The sequence below is a fragment of the Gammaproteobacteria bacterium genome (assembly GCA_036381015.1).
Lineage (GTDB): Bacteria > Pseudomonadota > Gammaproteobacteria > Steroidobacterales > Rariloculaceae > ZC4RG20.
In genome coordinates this window covers 1-18853 of the sequence record DASVDR010000036.1, presented here as the reverse complement: position 1 = coordinate 18853, position 18853 = coordinate 1, and the positions used below count along the sequence as shown (strand labels likewise).

At 68.5% G+C, this 18853-nt stretch carries 18 protein-coding genes; 10 read left to right on the top strand and 8 right to left on the bottom strand.

Translation table 11 applies throughout. The features are described from left to right. Nucleotides 1–30: 30 nt before the first annotated feature. Complete coding sequence (locus VF329_12650; protein ID HEX7081854.1) at nt 31–498, bottom strand: peroxiredoxin; 468 nt, start codon at nt 496–498, stop codon at nt 31–33. A gap of 35 nt (nt 499–533) precedes the next feature. Then, nucleotides 534–1067, bottom strand: coding sequence for an ACT domain-containing protein (locus tag VF329_12645; protein ID HEX7081853.1), 534 nt, complete (start codon nt 1065–1067; stop codon nt 534–536). 131 nt (nt 1068–1198) lie between these two features. Here VF329_12645 and dapA point away from each other — a divergent pair, with 131 nt between their 5' ends. Together dapA and VF329_12635 are read left to right on the top strand one after the other, a co-directional pair. After that, nucleotides 1199–2086: a 4-hydroxy-tetrahydrodipicolinate synthase gene (gene dapA, locus VF329_12640; protein HEX7081852.1), complete on the top strand. Its 888-nt coding sequence runs from the start codon at nt 1199–1201 to the stop codon at nt 2084–2086. A 3-nt stretch (nt 2087–2089) separates the two neighbouring features. Next, a complete protein-coding gene (locus VF329_12635) occupies nt 2090–2368 on the top strand; it encodes a hypothetical protein (GenBank protein HEX7081851.1) in 279 nt (92 codons plus the stop codon). A gap of 4 nt (nt 2369–2372) precedes the next feature. Here the strand turns inward: VF329_12635 and VF329_12630 are convergent, their stop codons facing one another. Further along, on the bottom strand, nt 2373–2954 hold the full coding sequence (locus tag VF329_12630) for an isochorismatase family cysteine hydrolase (protein ID HEX7081850.1): 582 nt from the start codon (nt 2952–2954) through the stop codon (nt 2373–2375). Nucleotides 2955–3142: 188 nt separating this feature from the next. On the opposite strand from VF329_12630, the gene VF329_12625 reads away from it, so the two are divergent. From VF329_12625 to VF329_12610, 4 genes are read left to right on the top strand one after another with little or no spacing between them, the layout of a single operon-like run. After that, the gene (locus tag VF329_12625) at nt 3143–5020 is read left to right on the top strand and encodes an ABC transporter ATP-binding protein/permease (GenBank protein HEX7081849.1); all 1878 of its coding nucleotides are present in this window, start codon (nt 3143–3145) and stop codon (nt 5018–5020) included. 24 nt (nt 5021–5044) lie between these two features. Beyond that, nucleotides 5045–5773 (top strand): ABC transporter ATP-binding protein, encoded by a 729-nt coding sequence (locus VF329_12620; GenBank protein ID HEX7081848.1) that lies wholly within the window; start codon nt 5045–5047, stop codon nt 5771–5773. Further along, entirely contained in the window at nt 5770–8160 is a 2391-nt protein-coding gene (locus tag VF329_12615; GenBank protein ID HEX7081847.1) for an ABC transporter permease, read from the top strand. Before VF329_12620 ends, VF329_12615 begins: the two co-directional genes overlap by 4 nt. A 33-nt stretch (nt 8161–8193) precedes the next feature. After that, complete coding sequence (locus tag VF329_12610; protein ID HEX7081846.1) at nt 8194–9387, top strand: HlyD family efflux transporter periplasmic adaptor subunit; 1194 nt, start codon at nt 8194–8196, stop codon at nt 9385–9387. Nucleotides 9388–9421: 34 nt separating this feature from the next. On the opposite strand, the gene VF329_12605 is transcribed toward VF329_12610, so the two are convergent. The 5 genes from VF329_12605 to VF329_12585 form a co-directional block, all read right to left on the bottom strand. Beyond that, a complete protein-coding gene (locus VF329_12605) occupies nt 9422–9646 on the bottom strand; it encodes an EF-hand domain-containing protein (GenBank protein HEX7081845.1) in 225 nt (74 codons plus the stop codon). A gap of 106 nt (nt 9647–9752) precedes the next feature. After that, complete coding sequence (locus VF329_12600; GenBank protein HEX7081844.1) at nt 9753–11171, bottom strand: SLC13 family permease; 1419 nt, start codon at nt 11169–11171, stop codon at nt 9753–9755. A 68-nt stretch (nt 11172–11239) separates the two neighbouring features. Continuing rightward, entirely contained in the window at nt 11240–11680 is a 441-nt protein-coding gene (locus VF329_12595) for a cytochrome c (protein HEX7081843.1), read from the bottom strand. 46 nt (nt 11681–11726) lie between these two features. Then, nucleotides 11727–13703, bottom strand: coding sequence for a thiamine pyrophosphate-dependent enzyme (locus tag VF329_12590; protein ID HEX7081842.1), 1977 nt, complete (start codon nt 13701–13703; stop codon nt 11727–11729). A gap of 213 nt (nt 13704–13916) precedes the next feature. After that, nucleotides 13917–14873 carry an NmrA/HSCARG family protein gene (locus VF329_12585; GenBank protein ID HEX7081841.1) on the bottom strand — a complete coding sequence of 319 codons (957 nt, stop codon included), beginning with the start codon at nt 14871–14873 and terminating at the stop codon, nt 13917–13919. A 147-nt stretch (nt 14874–15020) separates the two neighbouring features. On the opposite strand from VF329_12585, the gene VF329_12580 reads away from it, so the two are divergent. The 4 genes from VF329_12580 to groL all read left to right on the top strand — a co-directional run bounded on the left by VF329_12580 (nt 15021) and on the right by groL (nt 18819). Next, nucleotides 15021–15638, top strand: a complete 618-nt coding sequence (locus VF329_12580; GenBank protein HEX7081840.1) for an alpha/beta fold hydrolase — start codon at nt 15021–15023, stop codon at nt 15636–15638. Nucleotides 15639–15855: 217 nt separating this feature from the next. Next, nucleotides 15856–16635, top strand: a complete 780-nt coding sequence (locus VF329_12575; protein HEX7081839.1) for a rhomboid family intramembrane serine protease — start codon at nt 15856–15858, stop codon at nt 16633–16635. Between the two features lie 222 nt (nt 16636–16857). Then, a complete protein-coding gene (locus VF329_12570; protein HEX7081838.1) occupies nt 16858–17148 on the top strand; it encodes a co-chaperone GroES in 291 nt (96 codons plus the stop codon). 36 nt (nt 17149–17184) lie between these two features. Then, on the top strand, nt 17185–18819 hold the full coding sequence (gene groL, locus VF329_12565; protein ID HEX7081837.1) for a chaperonin GroEL: 1635 nt from the start codon (nt 17185–17187) through the stop codon (nt 18817–18819). Nucleotides 18820–18853: the final 34 nt, after the last annotated feature.

Here is an 18853-nt window from a genome sequence, read left to right as displayed (position 1 = left end):
CCCGCGCCGGCGCCCGCGCGGATCATACGGTTATAAAGACAGCGCGGCCCGTAAAACGTTCTCGACGTGGCCCTTGACCTTCACTTTGCGCCACTCCTCGCGCAGGACGCCGTCGGCGTCGATCAGGAACGTGCTCCGCTCGACGCCGAGGTACTTCTTCCCGTACATGTTCTTCTCGCGGATCACGTCGAACAGCTTGCAAAGCTTTTCTTCCGGATCCGAGATCAGGTCGAACGACAGGCCGTACTTCTGCTTGAACTTCTCGTGGGACTCCAGGCTGTCGCGCGAGACGCCGAATACCTCGATTCCGCTGCCGCGGAACTCCTCGTACCGGTCCCGGAAATCCTGGCCCTCCGCAGTGCAGCCCGGCGTATCGTCCTTCGGATAGAAATAGAGGACGTAGGGGCGGCCGGCCAGATCCTTCGAAGACACGGTCCTGCCGCCCGTGGCCTGCGCGCGAAACTGCGGAACCTTCTTGCCGACCTCGGCTTTCGCCATCTCGTTGCTCTTGCCTTAGCAGCGTGCCCGCGCGATCACGAATGCTTCACCGGCTCCATGATTGCGTCGACGTTCAGCTGATCACAGAAATCCATGAACTCTTCGCGAAGGGCGGAGATGTGGATCGAGGCGGGAATATTGATGTACATCTGCACCGAGAACATCGGCGTCTCGGTCTGCGACGCGACGTAGCTGCGCGCGGACAGCTCGCCGATCTCCACCTGCCGAGTGGCGAAGAAGCCGCTCAGGCTGTGCACGATGCCGGGCTGGTCGAGGCCGACGACGTCGACCGCGTACGGGAGCAGCTCTTTTCCGAAGTGCCGAGGCTCGGTCCGCCGGAACTTCATCGTCAGCCCGTTGCTGCTCGCGAAGCGCTCGAGGTCGCGCTCGAGGCGGCTGATGGTATGCCAGTTGCCGGCGACGAGCAGGAGCATCCCGAAATCGGACCCGAGCGCGGTCATCCGGCTTTCCTTGATGTTGCCTCCGCAATCCAGAATCGTGCGCGTGAGATCCTGAACGACGGCCGTCGGATCGCCGCCCACGGCGGATATGACCAACAGTTGCTGCATTTAAGACGTCAATCCCGGTCGACGGTTTGGGCCGGACCAGTGTACCCCGAAGTTGTGGGCGCGCAATGGCAAGTTGCCTGTCCCGGCGGCCGCCAGTACTATCCTCGCCTTTCTATCCGATTGGGCGGGCGATGTTTTCAGGCAGCATGGCGGCGCTGGTCACGCCGATGGACGAGGGCGGCGCGCTGGACTACACCTCCCTCCAGACCCTCGTGGACTTCCATGTCGATGCCGGCACGGAGGCGTTGGTGATCGCCGGCACCACGGGCGAGTCGCCGACGTTGACGCGCGGCGAGCACGTCGAGCTCCTCGAGCGCAGCTGCGAAGCGGCCGACGGGCGCATTCCGATCATCGCCGGCACCGGGTCGAACTCCACTGCCCAGACCCTCGCGCTGTCCCGCACGGTCGACCGGCTGCCGCTCGCGGGGCTCATGATCGTGACGCCGTATTACAACAAGCCGACCCAGGAGGGGATGTTCCGCCACTTCTCCGCGGTCGCCGACGCCGTCTCGCATCCGCTCATCCTGTACAACGTGCCGAGCCGCACGGGCGTCGATTTGAAACCCGCCACGGTCGGGCGGCTCGCCGCCCATCCGAACATCGCGGGCATCAAGGAGGCCACCGCGGAACTCGATCGAATCGAGATACTCAGAGACGCATGCGGGGACGAGTTTTCGTTGCTGAGCGGCGACGATTCCACCGCGGCGGAGTTCATGTTGCAGGGCGGTCAGGGCGTGATATCGGTGACGGCCAACGTAGCCCCGGCGCAGATGCGGCGCCTCTGCGATGCGGCGCGCGCCGGCGACCGGGCGAAGGCGGAGGAGATCGATGCCGGCCTGCGGGCGCTGCACCGCGACCTGTTCGTCGAGAGCAACCCGATCCCGGTGAAGTGGGCCGTGCGCCAAATGGGCTTGATCGGCCCCGGCATCCGGCTTCCGCTCACGCCGCTTGCCGACCAATACCACGAAACCGTTCGCGCAGCGATGGAGGCCGCAGGGGTCCGAGTCGAGACCGGCTGACTGATGCGACGCGCGCTGGCGGGAGTTTTGACATCGCTGCTGCTCGCCGGGTGCGCCGGCGACAACGGCTTGCGGTGCGAGGACACGGAGCGTTACCAGAACGCGGAGTCCGTCGGCCCGATTCGGGTGCCGGACGATCTGTCCGTGCCGGACGAGAGCGAGGCGCTGCGCATCCCGCCGGCGCCCTCCGATGCGCTCGAGGCGGAACGCGACCCGGCGTCCTGTCTCGAGGACCCGCCGGACTTCTTCGAAGGCGAGCTCGGCGCCCGAGCGCCCGATTGAGCCGTCACTCGCGGCCGAGCTGGTCGGCCCACGGCCGAACGTCCGCCTTCAGCACGCGCTCGATGTAGCCGAGCGCATCCTCGTGGTGCCGGCGTTCGATCGCCGCGCAGCAATCGGAAGGGACGCCGATTCGGTAGCCGCGCATGTACGCGTCGATCGCCGTGAACATCACGCAGCGGTCGGTCGTCAGCCCGGCGAGAATCAGATCGGACACCTCGAGGTGCTCGAGGAGCAGCGACAGCGGCGTGCCGAAGAAGCCGGACTGATGCGGCTTCAGCACGTGATAGTCCCGGGCATCCGGCACGAGCTTGCGGATGACCGGCGCTCCCTTCACTCCGCTTTCGAGGGAGCTCTCGACCAGCAGGTCGAAGTTCGACTGCCAGCGGGAGAAGTTGTCGTTCACGTAGATCGTCGGCACGTTGCGCAAGTAGGTAGCGTCCTTCAGCGCGACGATGCAGTCGGCCATCTCGAGGGCGGACGGCAGCAACTGATCGCCGCCGTCGAACTCGAGAGCGTTGATCACGTCGATCAGCAGCAGCGCTTTTCGCGCTTTACCCGGTCCGCGTTCGCGCAAGCCTTCGGGCATCGTCGGCCTCCCAATGGGGTCGATGCGCGACGAGCAAGTTGTGTGCCAGGGCCAGGCCGGCGCCGGGCCGGCTTGCGCCGCCGCTCCCGGCGGCAATAGGGCGCGCCGGCGCCCCTGCGGCGACAGGGGCTGCGCCGACGCTCCCGGCGGCGACAGGTATACTATCCAGTCACCGTTCACGGCCCGTCATGAGCTCGAATCCCAACGATGTCTTGATCCGGCGCCCCGCCGGCTTCGAATGGTCCGCGCTGAAATCGCTCGCTCCGCATCTGTGGCCAGCGAGCAGCGTCGCGATGCGCGCGCGCGTCGCGCTCGCGCTCGCGTTCCTCGCCGGCGCCAAGATCGCGACGGTCTACGTCCCGATCCTGTTCAAGGAGATGGTCGATCTCTTCGCGAACCCCGGGAACGCGGCCCTGACGTTACCGGTCGCGCTGCTGGTCGGCTACGCGCTTCTCAGGATCGCATCGAGCGGGTTCCAGGAGCTGCGCGACGCGGTGTTCGCGAAGGTCGCGCAGCGCGCCATTCGCACCGTCGCGCTGCGCACGTTCCGGCACCTGCACGCGCTGTCGCTCAGGTTCCACCTCGAGCGTCAGACGGGCGGCTTGTCGCGCGCGATCGAGCGGGGGACGAACGGCATCGACTCCCTGCTCTGGTTCGTGCTCTTCAACATTCTGCCCACGCTGATCGAGGTCGCGCTCGTCTGCGGCATCCTGTGGGCGTTCTTCGACGTGTGGTACGCGGTCGTCACGTTCGGTTTCGTCGCGGCCTATGTCGCTTACACGCTCGTCGTGACCGAATGGCGGCTCAAATACCGGCGGAGGATGAACGAAACGGACCAGGAGGCGAACACGCGTGCGATCGACAGCCTTCTGAATTACGAGACGGTGAAGTACTTCGGCAACGAGGACTACGAGGCCAAGCGCTACGACCAGTCGCTCGAGCGCTACGAGCGGGCTTCCGTGCTGAGCCGCACCTCGCTGTCGCTGCTGAACATCGGCCAGGCCGTGATCATCGGCACGGGCCTCGGTGCGCTGATGACGATGGCCGGGCGGGGCGTGATCGCTGGGACGATGTCCGTGGGCGACTTCGTGCTCGTCAACACGTATCTGATCCAGCTCTACATTCCGCTCAACTTCCTCGGCTTCGTCTATCGCGAGATCAAGCAGGCGCTGACCGACATGGAGGCCATGTTCAGCCTGCTCGAGGTCCACGCGGAGATCCAGGATTCGCCCGACGCGCGGCCCCTCGCGCCCGGGCCGGGCACGGTGGAGTTCGACCAGGTCTCCTTCGCGTACGATCCGCGCAGGCCGATCCTGAAGGATGTTTCGTTTCGCGTGCCGGCCGGGCACCGCGTGGCGATCGTCGGGGCGAGCGGAGCGGGAAAATCGACGATCTCCAGGCTGCTGTTCCGCTTCTACGACGTCAACGAAGGCGCCATCCGGATCGACGGACAGGACTTGCGCACCGTAACGCAGGCGAGCGTGCGCGCGGCGATCGGGATCGTGCCGCAGGATACGGTGCTGTTCAACGACACCGTCTATTACAACATCGAGTACGGCCGGCCCGGCGCGAGCCCCGCGGAGGTTGAACAGGCCGCGCGGCACGCCGCGATTCACGACTTCATCATGTCGTCGCCGGACGGCTACCGGACGCTCGTGGGTGAGCGCGGCCTCAAGCTTTCCGGCGGCGAGAAGCAGCGGATCGCGATCGCGCGCACGATTCTGAAGCAGCCGCGGATTCTGCTGTTCGACGAAGCCACGTCTGCGCTCGACAGCCGCACCGAGCAGGAGATCCAGCGCGCGCTGCGCGAGGTCTCCCGCGGCCGCACCACGCTCGTGATCGCGCATCGGCTGTCGACGATCGTCGATTGCGACGAGATCATCGTGCTGCACGACGGCAGAATCGTCGAGCGCGGCAAGCACGCGGACCTGCTGCTCGAGAACGGGCATTACGCAGCGATGTGGCGCCGGCAGCAGGACGGGCGGGACGACGAGGAGGAGTGGGAAGGCGCCGCGCCGATCGTCGACCGGCCGGTTGCCGACGCGGCCGTCGGCGCCGATTATTGAGCGCATGGCGGGCGGGGCGGCGTGATGACGATCGAGCCCGCTTCCGCCGAGCGCCTCTGCTTCAAGACCGAGGGCATCACGAAGGTCTACGGCAGCGGCGCAGGCGCCGTGCATGCCCTGCGCGGTGTGGACCTCGAGCTGCCCGAGCGGGAGCTGGTCGTGCTGCTCGGGGCGTCCGGCAGCGGCAAGTCGACGCTCTTGAACATCCTCGGCGGGCTCGACCGCCCGACGGCCGGGCGGCTGTTCTTTCGTGACCGAGAGCTCACGCACGCCACGCAGCGCGAGCTCACGATGTACCGCCGGCAGCACGTCGGCTTCGTGTTCCAGTTCTACAACCTGATGGCGAGCCTCACGGCCCGCGAGAACGTCGCGCTCGTCACCGAGATCGCCGAGGAGCCCATGCCGCCCGAGGAGGCGCTCGCGCTCGTCGGCCTCGAGAAGCGCCTCGATCACTTTCCTTCCCAGCTCTCGGGCGGCGAGCAGCAGCGGGTCGCGATCGCTCGCGCGATCGCGAAGCGGCCGTCGGTGCTGCTGTGCGACGAGCCGACCGGCGCGCTCGACAGCGCCACGGGCGTCCGCGTGCTCGAGGCGCTGAAGAACGTCAACGAGGCGATGCACGCGACGACGCTCCTGATCACGCACAATGCGGCCGTTGCGGATATGGCGGATCGCGTGATCACCTTCTCGGACGGCCAAGTGCGGGAGCAGCGCCGGAACGCGCAGCGCAAGGAGCCCGCGGAGCTCTCGTGGTGAGGCGGCTGCGTTTCCCGGCGTGGATGGCGTCGCTCGATCGCAAGCTCGTCAGGGATCTGCTCGGCATGCGCGGCCAGGCGCTCGCGATCGCCTTCGTGATCGCGGGCGGCGTCGCCGTGCATCTCGTTGCATCCGGGATGCTGTCCTCGCTCTCGGAAACGCGCCGCGCGTACTACGAGCGCTACCGGTTCGCGGACATCTGGGCGCCCGTCGTGCGCGCGCCGAACGCGTTGCTCGGTGAGATCCGGGCGATCGAAGGCGTGCAGGCCGCGGAGACCCGGGTGCGCGCGCCGGCCCTGTTCGACATGCCCGGCATGGAGGAGCCCGCGACCGGGGAAATCTTCTCGCTGCCGGAAAGCGGCGAGCCTTCGGTGAACCAGATCTACCTGCTGCGCGGGCGGCTGCCGCAGCCCGGGCGCCGCGACGAGGCCGTGGTGCTCGACAGCTTCGCCGCGGCGCACGACCTCTCGATCGGCGACCGCGTGCCGGCCACGATCTACGGCGGCCGCGAGAATCTCACGGTCGTCGGCATCGCGCTGTCGCCGGAGCACGTGTACGCGATCGCGCCCGGGCAGCTCGTTCCCGACGACCGGCTCTACGGCGTGCTGTGGATGGAGCGCGACGCGCTCGCCGAGGCGGTGAACCAGGAAGGCGCCTTCAACGAGGCCGTCGTGCGGCTCGACTACGGCGCGAACGAGCGCGCGGTGATCGCGGCGCTCGACATGCTGCTCGAGCCGTACGGCGCGGCCGGCGCATACGGCCGCGACGAGCAGATTTCCGACGCCTTCATCTCGAGCGAGATCGACCAGCTCCGCACGATGGGCAGCGTGCTCCCGCCGATCTTTCTCGCCGTCGCGGCGTTTCTCGTCAACGTCGTGATATCGCGACTGATCGCGACCGAGCGCACGGAGATCGGGCTCATGAAGGCGTTCGGCTACTCCGACGCCGCGGTCGTCCTGCACTACATGAAGCTCGTCGGCATCGTTGCCGCGGTCGGGCTCGCGATCGGCAGCGGGCTCGGGATCTACCTCGGGCGGCAGCTCGCTTCGCTCTACACGAACTACTACCGCTTCCCGCTCTTCCTGTTCGAGACCGACCCGCGGGGATACGCGTTCGTCGCCGGCGTCACGGTGGCCGCGGTCGCGGGCGGCGCCGTGCTCGCCGTTCGGCGCGCGGCGACGATCGCGCCGGCCGAGGCGATGGCCGCTCCGCCGCCGCCCGACTACTCGAAAGCGCTCGGCGCGCGCGTCACGGCGCTCCGCGTGCTGGATCAGCAGACGCGGATGATCCTGCGCCAGATCGTGCGCTTCCCGCTTCGCGCGGCCTTCACGTGCGTCGGCGTCGCGGTCTCGGGTGCGCTTCTGATCGGCACGTTGTTTTTCACGGATGCCGTCGCGGAGATGATCGCCGTTTACTTCAACGTCGCGAATCGTCACGACGTGCAGGTGAGCTTCGTCGAGCCGCGCGCGCGCTCGGCCTATTTCGAGCTGCTCCGCGCCCCCGGCGTTCTCGGCGGCGAACCCTACCGCGCCGTGCCGGTGCGGCTGCGCCACGGGCAATTCGAGGAGCGGGCGTCGCTCGTCGGCATGCCGCTCGACGGGACGTTGTCGCGGATGATCGACACGCGCCGCAACGCCGTCGTGCCGCCGCCCGGCGGCCTCGTCCTGTCGCGCGATCTCGCCGACAAGCTCGGCATCGACGCCGGCGAGACGCTCGTCGTGGAGGTCACGGAGGGCCGACGGCCGGTCCTCGAGGTGCCGGTCTCCGCCGTCACGACGACCTTCATCGGATCGGGCGCCCGGATGCTGATCGACGATCTCAACCGGCTCCTGCACGAAGGGCCGGTGGTCTCCGGCGGATATCTGATGGTCGACGACGCCGCGACGGAGGCGCTCTACGCGGAGCTCAAGGCGATGCCCGACGTCTCGAGCGTGGCGCTCCAGCGCATCGCGCAGCGCAACTTCACGGAGATCATGGACCAGAACATCGGGCTCTCGATCTCGATCTACACGGCGTTCGCCGCGCTGATCGCGATCGGGGTCGTGTACAACAGCGTGCGGATCGCGTTCGCCGAGCGCCAGCACGAGCTCGCGTCGCTGCGCGTGCTCGGCTTCACGCGGACCGAGGTCTCCTATATTTTGCTCGGCGAGATCGCGTTTCTGACGCTGCTCGCGCTCCCGATCGGTGCGGCGCTCGGCACGGGCCTCGCCTGGTCGCTCGCGCAGGCGATGAGCTCGGACCTGTTTCGCCTGCCGTTCGTGATCGAGCCGGCGACCTACGGGTATGCCGGCCTCGTGGTCATCGTCGTCACGGCGGTCTCCGGCCTGCTGGTCCGGCGCCGGCTCGACCGGATGGATCTCGTCTCCGTCCTGAAGAGCCGCGACTGAGATGCAGCGGAACGAGCGAATCGAGGACACGGGATGAAGCCGAGATTCCGTACGCTGTTCTGGGGCGCCGCGGCCGCGGTCGTCGTGGTTCTGATCGCGCTCGCGTTCCGGCCGCAGCCGGTCGCCGTGGACGTCGCGGAGACGTGGAGCGGCCCGATGCTCGTGACCGTCCGTGACGAGGGCCGGACGCGGGTGCGCAACGAGTACGTCGTCTCGGCGCCGGTCGCGGGCAAGCTGCAGCGCGTCGCGCTCAAGCCCGGGGCGCACGTGCACGCCGGGGACGTCGTGGCGCGCATCGAGCCGAGCGCGCCGGCGTTCGTGGATGCCCGCACGCAGGCCGAGCTCCGCGCGGCCGCCGACGCGGCTGCCGCGGCGTTATCCGTGGCGCGCGCGGAGCTCGAGCGCGCCGAAGCCGAGGCGCGGTTCGCGCGCACCGACCTCGAGCGCGTCCGCAACCTCCGCTCGGAGGATCTCGCGGCCCCCGATGCCCTCGATCGCGCAGAGCTCCGCGCGCGGGTGGCGGAGACCGCACTCGCCCGCGCGCAGGACACGCTCGAGCTGCGCGAGGCGGAGCTCGAAGCGGCGCGGGCCCGCCTGATTCAGCCGGGCGACACCGACGAGGCGGCCGCCGTAGTCGAGGTTCGAGCGCCGATCTCCGGCCGCGTGCTGCGGGTCGCGCACGAGAGCGCCGGCGTGATCGCGGCCGGCAGTGAGATCCTGACGCTCGGCGATCCGGCCGATCTCGAGGTCGTCGTCGAGATGCTGTCGACGGACGCGGTGCAGGTGGAGCCCGGCGACGACGTGATCCTCGAGGATTTCGGCGGCGGCGAACCGCTTCGCGGGCGCGTGCGCCTCGTCGAGCCTTACGGCTTCACGAAAATCTCGGCGCTCGGCGTCGAGGAGCAGCGCGTGAACGTCATCGTCGATCTGGTGAGCCCTCCGTCCGAATGGGCGATGCTCGGCCACGGTTATCGCGTCGAGGCCGCGGTCGTCGTATGGTCGGAGGAGGGCGTCGTGCAGGCGCCCGTCGGGGCGCTGTTCCGGAGCCGCGAAGAATGGGCGGTGTTCCGCGTCGACGGCGACGTGGCGCGCCTCACGCCGGTCGCGGTCGGGCGCGACAACGGTCGGACGGTTCAGATCCTCTCGGGAATCGAGGCCGGGGAGCGCGTCGTACTGTATCCGGGAGAGCTGATCGCAGACGGCGTTCGGGTGCGGCCGCGCGAGTGATGCCCGCGGAGACGACGCCGGGCGCGTCCGCGCGTCACTGCTCGCTCCACCACGCCGTGAACTCGTCGAAATCGATCGATCCGTCGTGATCCGAATCGATCGAGTCGAAGCCGACCCGCGCCTCCTCGAGCCCTCCGGCCGCATCGAGCGCGGCCAGCATGTTCACGAATTCCTCGAACTCGATCCGGCCGTCGGCGTTCGAGTCGTTGTACTCGAAGTTTTCCCTGAGCTCCTCGAGCTCCTCGGGCGTCAAAGGCATCTCGACTCCTCGATCGCTTGCGGCACACGCCGGCGCCGGTCCCGCTGCCCTGCCGGCATTGTAAAACGGCGCGTATGCGCTCGTCGCGAGCGCCCCACGGCTCCGCTCACAGCAGCCCGATCCACTGCCACCAGACGAGCTCGAGCGGCAGGAGCACGACGAACGTGATCGCGGTCATCCACAGGAGCATGCGCGTGCCGTCGCGCAGCGAGACGCCGCCGAGCGCGATGCCGACCAGCACCGGCGAGGCCTGATACGGCAGGATCACGTTCGAGAAGCCCGCGACCTGCGTCATCAGCACCGTGTCCACCGGCAGCCCCGAGAGCGCGGCCAGCTCTCCGGCGAGCGGGCCGAGCACGACCGGAACGCCGGGGTTCGTGACGAGCAGCCCGAGCACCGCCGAGCAGACCGTCAGCACGTAGGCGTTCGGGCCGTCGGCGCCGGGCGAAAGCGGGAGCACGCCGGTCAGCCATGCACCGCCCTTCGCGGCGAGCCCGGTCTCGGCGATCACGGCCCCGAGGCCGAGCACGGCAGCGACGTAGAGGGCGGAGGCGTAGTCGATCTTCTCGCTCAACGCGTTCCGCGGCGTGAAGTCGAAACCGGGCACGAGGAGGAGCACGGCGGCCGCGAGCGCCGTCCATGCCGGTGCAACGCCGTGCCACGGATCCGTCATCCACAGCGCGAGCGCGGCCGCGAGCAGCGCGGCAAGCCGGATCTCGCGGCGCGTCATCGGCGGCCCGTCCGGCTCGGCGGGACGCGCCTCCGGAGAATCGGCGAACAGCAGCCGAGCGACGAGCACGATCGCGACGGTTCGCAGCAGGCCCATGACCGGGAAATGCGCGAGGAGATACTCCGCATAGCCGAATTGAACGCCGTAAAGGTTGTCGGCGGCGCCGGCCAGCACGAGATTCGGGACGAGCGCCGTCAAGATCGCGCCCGACGGCAGAAACGCGACGCAGGTCGCGACCATCACCATGCCCGCTCGGCCCGGGCGTCCCGGCCCGAACCCGTAACGCTCCGCCATCGCGAGCACGATCGGCGTCATCGTCAGCACCCGGCCCATGCTGGACGGCATCAGGAACGCGAGCAGCGTGGCCGCGAGCGCGACGCCTGCGAGCACGGCGAGGTACGACCCGCCGATCGCCGCGGCGCTCGCTCGTGCGATGCGCTCCCCGAGCCCGGTATGGCGTACGGCGACGCCGATCACGATGCCGCCGAACACGAGCCAGAACGCAGGCGCGGCGAAGCCCGAGAACACGACCTCCGGCGGCTGCACGCCGAGGAGCATCGCGAGGAGGAAGAAGAGCAGCGCCGTGACGCCGATCGGCAGGGCGCCGGTGGCCCAAGCCGTGATCGTGACGAGAGTCAGCAGCGCCGCGCGGAACTGCGGCTCCGCCCACCCCTCGGGCGCGGGGAGCGCGAGCGCCGCAGCGGCGCCGATGCAGACTGCGATAGCGGCGTGCGTCCTCCCGATCGGGACGCGCGACACCCGCCCGGACGGCCCGGGCACCCGCTCGACCGACACCGTGCGTGCCGCCGACGGCTCAGCCGGCCCCGAAGCGCGGAGTCATGCGGCAGCGCAGCGGCGAACGGCTACCGTTGGGGCTCGTACGGCCTCGAGGCCGACTCGATGATCGCCTGGAGCGTGGGCACGTCCTCCACCTCCGGCGCGTGCAGCTTGAAGCTGCTCACGTACGCGTAAATGTGCCGCGCTTCCTCGTCGCTCAACGCGCTCTCGGGATAGTTCGGCATCCGGGTGGACGGCAACAGCGGCGCCTGATCGCCGCGAAGCCGAAGGTACGTGATGAACGCGTCGACGTCGGCGATGATCGGGCTGTTCGTGGCGACCAGGTCTCGAACGCCGGTTTCGCCGTTGAAGCCGTGGCAGCCGTAGCACCCGTGCTCGTAGAAAAGCTGCTTGCCGATCTCGGGATCGGGGGCACCGCTCTGCGCGAGGGCGGGGAGGACGGCACCGACGTACGCTGCAGCGCCGGCGGCGGCGAGCAGGCCGAGGACTCTCGAGCTCGATTTCATCGTTCTTTCGTTCTTCCTGTGAATGTCTCGGTGGCGTGTTCGGCCGTCAGCGCGGCTGTGTGATCACGTCGATCAGGTATGGCTCGCCGCGCTTCACCGACTCGACCCCGCGGCGCAGCGCGGCCGCGAGCTGCGACGGATCCTCGATCGGCCCCTCGCTCGCCATGCCGTAGCCCTGGGCCATCTTCGCGTAATCGATGAACGGGTCGCGAAGCGTGGTGCCGATGTGCGCGCGGTCGGTGCCGCGGCCGCGTACTCCGGCCATGAACTCGAGGAACATGAGCTCCTGATGCCATGCGCGGTTGTTGTGCATGATCGTCAGCATCGGCAGTCGGTGGTGCACCGCGGTCCACAGCGAGCCGGGCGCGTAATTGAGGTCGCCGTCGGTCTGCACGTTCACGACGATCCTATTGCGATGCTTCGCCGCGAGCGCCGCGCCGGTGCAGGCGCCGAGGCCGTAGCCCATTCCGCCCGCGCCTTGGCCGCCGAGGTAGCTGTACGGCCGGTTGTGCTCCCAGAGCTCGCGATGATGTCCGCCCGAGAAGTTGCTCGGGGAGGCGAGGCACCAGTCCTCGTTCATCAGGAGCGGCCAAAGCTCGGCGTAGATCCGCGCCGTGCTGACGGGGCTTGCGTTCCAGCCTTGCCGCTTCTCCTCGACCGCCTGCGTCACCGCGCGCACGTACGCCTCGGCGTTCGCCGTCGCGTGGCGCGCGGTGCGCTCTTCGACCGTGCGGCGCTGCCCGGCAGTGATCGCGCGGGTGGCCTCCGCGATGATCGCGTCGAGGCTCGCCTCGGCGTCCGCGTCGATGCGCCGGCCGATCTCCGGCTCCCGCCCGCGCCGGGCGTTCGGCGGCGCGTCGCTGCGCAGGCCGCCGAAGCCGATGCCCATCGCGTCGCGGGCGGCGTACACCGAGGCGATCGCCGGTCCGACCAGCGCAACGTCGGCCGGACCCGTCTCGAGCCCGAGCGTGTAGTCGTAGTCGGTGTCGGCGCCCGGCCCGCAGAGCGGGTGCCGCTGCGGGAAGCTCATCGGCCCGCGGGTCGCGCTCGTGCCGACGCATGCGCCGACCAGCTCGGCGAGCGCGACGGCTTTCGCGACACCGTCCGGCGTGCGCAGCCGACCGACCTCGAGCCGCGGATTGCGGGCCTCGAGGAGGGCGCGCGCGATCTCGCGTGCCGTGCCGGTGTCGATGCCTGTGATCTGCGGCGGCCGATAGGCCGGCACCTGCAAGTCGCCGGCTTCCTCCTTCTGGAGCTCGATGTCGAGGACGACGAGCGCGGGGCCCGTGGGCGGCGTGATCGCCTGCCGGTACGCTTCCTGAAGGGCTTCGAGCGACTCCGCGAGCGTCTTCGGCTGGGCATCCCACTTCGTGTAGCTGCGCACCATCGCGGCCATGTCGTTCGCCGTGTGCGCCTGGATGAAGCCGTCGTCGCGGCCGGCGAGCAGCAGCATCGGGGTGCCCGCGTAGTAGGCCTGGTAGATCGCCATCGACGCGTGCTGAACGCCGATCGTGCCGTGCAGCAGCGCGCACATCGGGCGGCCTTCGGCCTTCGCGTAGCCGTTCGCCATGTCGACGGCCGACTCCTCGTGGAGCGCCGTGATGAACTCCGGCATCGTATTCGGCGGATTGCCGTAGTTGACGATCGATTCCTGCAGGCCTTCGAAGCTCGACCCGGGGTTCGATGCCACGTACTCGATGCCGAGGCCCTTCAGCGTCTCGACCATCAGATCCGACCCCGGCCGAACGACCGCCCGTGCCGAGCCCGCGGGCGGACGCACGTTGCCGGCGTCGCGATTCACCTGCTCGGCGGATGGCGCCGGAACGGCCGGCGAGCCGTCGGCGGAGCGCGTCTGCGCCTGCGCGCCGACGTTGACCGCGAGCGCCGCGGCACCCGTGGCCGTGCCCATCAAGAACGCGCGCCGGCCTACCCGCAGCGCTTCACGGCCGTCGCCGTCCGCCGTACGCGTGTGGATTCCCTCGTTATCCGGTGCGATGCCGTGTGTCGATTTCTTCGTTGCCAACTTGGTGCCTCCCCGATTGCCGGCCGTTTTTTGCGCCGTTCGGACTCCACACCGGAGCGCGTCGTCTCCGAGGCGAGTCGGCGATAGTTTCGCACCCGACGCAGGGCAGGGCCACCGTTTCGTGAGCACGGCCGGCTCCGCCGGTCCCGTTCCGCCCGGGCGGAGCGTCAAGATCGGGGGCCGCCCGCCGCCGGCGGCGGCCCCCGGCCCGCGTTACGACGTCGTCGACGCGAGCACTGCGTCCTTCTTGGCTCTGAGGAACTGCTCGAACGTCTTCAGCGCAGGATTCAGCTTCCGCGTCTCCTCGACGCTCCGGGCGCCGAGCACCGCGCTCTCGAAGTCACGGTAGACCTGGAACATGTTTCCGAGCTCGTCGGCTCCGGGGAAGCCGAAGGCGCGGTAGGCGTCCGGCTCGACCGCGTTGTACTTCACGGGCCCGATGCCGAGAACGTCCGAAATCGTGCGGCACATCTGCTCGAGCGTCAGCGCCTCGCCCATGATGCCGACTCTCTTGCCGGCATACGTGTCGCCCGCCTTGAAAATGCCGTAAGCGACCGGACCGATATCGTCGGCGGAGATACCGGCGAGCTTCGCGTTCCCCATCGGCAGCGTCCACGCGTACTGGCCGTCCTCGCCTTTCTTCGGGCCCAGCCCGAACATGTAGAAGTTGTCCCAATAGAACGACGCGAGCAGATACGTGACCGGAAGCCCTGAGAAGTACGCATCGGCTTCCGCTTTCGCGTCGAAGTGCGGCACGCGGTACTTCTCCTGGAGCATCGGCATCCGCTTGTCGTCCGGCGACATCAGCTTGCGGGTGTCCTCGAGGGTGGACCAGATGACGTGCCGCGCGCCCGCGGCCTTGGCCGCATCGGCCGCGTTCTTCGCTTGCGCCTTCTCCTTCTCGCCCGAGAAGTGCTCCCAGAAGTTCGTGACGACGAAGACGCCGTGCGCGCCGGCGAACGCCCGCTTCAAGCTGTCGACGTCGTCGAGGTCGGCCGCGACGACCTCGGCCCCACCGTCCGCGAGGACCTTGGCTTGGTCCTTGCTCGGATCGCGCGTGATCGCACGGCAGGCGAAGCCGCCCGAGGGATCCGCGAGAATCGCGCGACAGAGCCCTCCGCCCTGGGCACCCGTCGAACCCACTACTGCAATGATTTTCTTGTCGGCCATGTGCTTCCCTCTGTGAAACGGCTGCGTTGAAAAGAAGGTAGGATAAACGTTCTTCGCGCGGCGCTGCAGCCGTGCGGGGGCTCGCTTCTCCAATCGATGCCTGCCGGGGAGGGGCCGCCCGGCATCCCCGTCGTCGGTGCGAAACGCATGAACGTGCTCTGGCAATGCCCGCCGAACGCCGCTGCCGCGCTCGTGCTCGCGCACGGCGCGGGTGCCGGCATGCGCCACCGTAACATGCAGGCCATCGCCGATGCGTTCGCCCGGCAAGGGATCGCCACGCTGCGCTTCGATTTCCCGTTCATCGAGGCCGGGCGCAAGCGCGTCGACTCGCCGGCCGTCGCGGTCGAGCGGATTCTCGCGGCGTTCGCCGAGGCGCGCGAGCGCACTGAGCTTCCGCTTTGGGCCGGCGGCCACTCGTTCGGCGGACGGATGGCCTCCCACGCGGTCGCCGACGCGGGGCTCGATGCTCGCGGGCTCGTGTTTTGCGCGTTTCCGCTGCATGCACCGGGGCGTCCCGGCGTGGAACGGGCGGCGCACCTCGCGCGAATCGCCCGTCCGATGCTGTTTCTCTCCGGAACGCGCGACGCGCTCGCAAGCCGCGATCTGCTCGAGCGCGTCGTCGCGGGCTTGCCGCGCGCCGAGCTGCACTGGCTCGACACGGCCGATCACGGATACCGGGTGCTGCGGCGGGAGCGCGGAGGGGCCGAGGACGTGTTCGACGAGATGGCGCGGGCCGCACGGCGCTTCGTCGACCGCTACGCTTGAGCGGCAGCCGGTCGTCGGCCGGCCGGGCGCGACGCAGATCCGTGATCGTCCGCGCGGCTGCGGGTATGTTAGCGTGCCCGAACCGAGCGCGGCCGGGATCGGGCCATGCCGGAGCTCGCGCCGCGTCGAGGCTTCCGGCCTGCCCCGATGCCCGCGCCGGCGACGGGCGCGTCCGCGCCGCGTCGACGGCGGCGCTCACGTGAAGGAAGGGACTCGAATGTTTCCGATCCGCGACGACAATCCGCACATCCTGACCCCGTATGCCACGTACGCGATCATCGCGCTCAACGTCGCGGCATGGGTACTGCTGCAGGGGATGGGCACGGAGCCCGCATTGTCGGCGTCCGTGTGCCGGCTCGGCCTGATCCCCGGCGAGCTGCTCGGCAACGTGATGCCCGGCACGCGCCTGCAGGTCGGAGCGAATCTGTATTGCGTGCTCGGAGACTCGTCCAGCTGGTACACGGTGCTCACGTCGATGTTCATGCACGGCGGCTGGCTGCACATCATCGGCAACATGTGGTTCCTCTGGATCTTCGGCAACAACGTCGAGGATTCGATGGGCCACGTCCGCTTCGTGGTCTTCTATCTGCTGAGCGGGCTCGCCGCAGCCGCCGCGCAGGTGCTCGCCGACTCCGACTCCGTGATCCCGATGGTCGGCGCATCGGGCGCGATCGGCGGCGTGATGGGCGCGTACATCCTGCTTTACCCGCGCGTTCACGTGCACATGCTCGTCTTTCTCGGCTTCTTCGTCACGACCGTCGCCGTGCCGGCGTTTCTGATGCTCGGGTATTGGCTTCTGATCCAGCTGCTCAGCGGGTTCGGGTCGATCGGGGCCGAGGGCGGCGGCGTGGCCTTTTGGGCGCACGTCGGCGGTTTCGTCGCAGGTGCGGTGCTCGTGCTGGTGTTTCGCGACCCGCGCCTCGTCGCCCGGCACCCGTACCATGGATGGAAGAGCCGGTCGCCGACGCGGTCCTGGCACCGGCTCGACCGTTACTGACCCAGGCGTGCGGTTCACCGTGTGACGGGGCGCGGGACGAGCACCGGCCCGGCCGCGCGCGCCTTCCCGGGTCCGAGCGCCCGCTCCGCGGCGGCCGCGGAACCTCTTGACAGCCTTGGAATCGCCCCTATATTGGCGTGGCACTCTCCGAGCGAGAGTGCTAACAGTTGTAATTAACCAATACTAATCAGCAACTTGGTGCTTTCAGGAGGGTTGCCACAAATGAAGATCCGTCCTTTGCACGACCGGCTGGTCGTGAAGCGCGTGGAAGACACACGAACGTCGCCGGGCGGAATCGTCATTCCGGATACGGCCGCCGAGAAGCCGAGCCGTGGTGAAGTCATCGCCGTCGGCAAAGGCAAGATCCTCGACTCGGGCGAGGTGCGCCCGCTCGACGTGAAAGCCGGCGACCAGGTGCTGTTCGGCAAGTACTCGGGCAACGAGGTCAAGGTCGACGGCGAAGAGCTGATCGTCCTTCGCGAAGACGACGTCCTCGGCGTGTTCGAGAAGTGATTCTGGTTTCCGTGATTGCGAGAAGAGGGAAGAGCAATGGCCGCTAAGCAACTCGTGTTCGCGCAGCAAGCGCGCGAGGAGATGTTGAAGGGCGTCAACATCCTGGCGAACGCCGTGAAGGAGACGCTCGGCCCGAAGGGCCGCAACGTGCTGATCGAGAAGAGCTGGGGCGCGCCGACAGTCACGAAGGACGGTGTCACGGTGGCGAAAGAGATCCAGCTCGAGGACAAGTTCCAGAACATCGGCGCGCAGATGGTGAAGGAGGTCGCGTCGAAGACTTCCGATACCGCGGGTGACGGCACGACGACGGCCACGGTGCTCGCGCAGGCGATCTTTCGCGAGGGCCTGAAGGCCGCCTCGGCCGGGATGGATCCGATGGATGTCAAGCGCGGTATCGACAAGGCGGCGGCCGCGGCGGTCGCGGAGCTGAAGAAGCTGTCGAAGCCGTGCACGGACCGCAAGGCGATCGCCCAGGTCGGCACGATCTCGGCGAACGCCGACGAGTCGATCGGCAACATCATCGCCGACGCGATGGACAAGGTCGGCCGCGAGGGCGTGATCACTGTCGAGGAGGGCTCCGGCATCGAGAACGAGCTCGAGCTCGTCGAGGGCATGCAGTTCGACCGCGGGTATCTCTCGCCGTATTTCATCAACAACAAGGAGACGATGTCGGCGGAGCTCGAGAACCCGTACATCCTGCTCCACGACAAGAAGATCTCGAGCATCCGCGATCTCCTGCCGGTGCTCGAGGCCGTGGCGAAGGCCGGAAAGCCGCTGATGATCATCGCCGAGGACATCGAGGGCGAGGCGCTCGCGACGCTCGTCGTGAACAACCTGCGCGGCATTCTGAAGACGGCCGCCGCGAAGGCGCCGGGCTTCGGCGATCACCGCAAGGCCATGCTTCAGGACATCGCGATCCTGACCGGCGGTAAGGTGATCTCGGAGGAGGTGGGCCTGAGCCTCGAGAAGGTGCAGCTCGCGGATCTGGGCACGGCGAAGCGCGTCCGCGTCGGCAAGGAGGAGACGACGATCGTCGACGGCGGCGGTGAGAAGAGCGCGATCGAGGGCCGCATCAAGGAGCTGAAGCAGCAGATCGAGGAGACGACGTCCGATTACGATCGCGAGAAGCTCGAGGAGCGCGTCGCGAAGCTCGCGGGCGGCGTCGCCGTGGTCAAGGTCGGCGCGGCCACCGAGGTCGAGATGAAGGAGAAGAAGGCCCGCGTCGAGGATGCGCTGCACGCGACCCGCGCGGCGGTCGAGGAAGGCATCGTTCCGGGCGGCGGCGTGGCGCTGATCCGGGCGCAGAAGGCGATCGACTCGGTGCAGGTCGACAACGAGGACCAGCGCGCCGGCGTGCGCATTCTGTACCGGGCGGTGGAGGAGCCGTTGCGCCAGATCGTGCGTAACGGCGGCGGCGAGCCGGCCGTGGTGCTCGCGAAGGTCAAGGAAGGCAACGGCGCGTTCGGCTTCAACGCGGCGAACGAGACCTACGGCGACCTCGTCGAGATGGGCATCATCGACCCGACGAAGGTCACGCGGATGGCGCTCCAGAACGCGGTGTCCGTCGCGGGCCTGCTCCTGACCGCGGAAGCGGCGATCACGGAGATTCCGGAGGAGAAGAAGAAGTCCGCGGCGCCCGCCGGCGCCCCCGAGGACATGGACGACTTCTGATCGAAGGAACGATCCGGAGAGGCGGGCCCGCCCC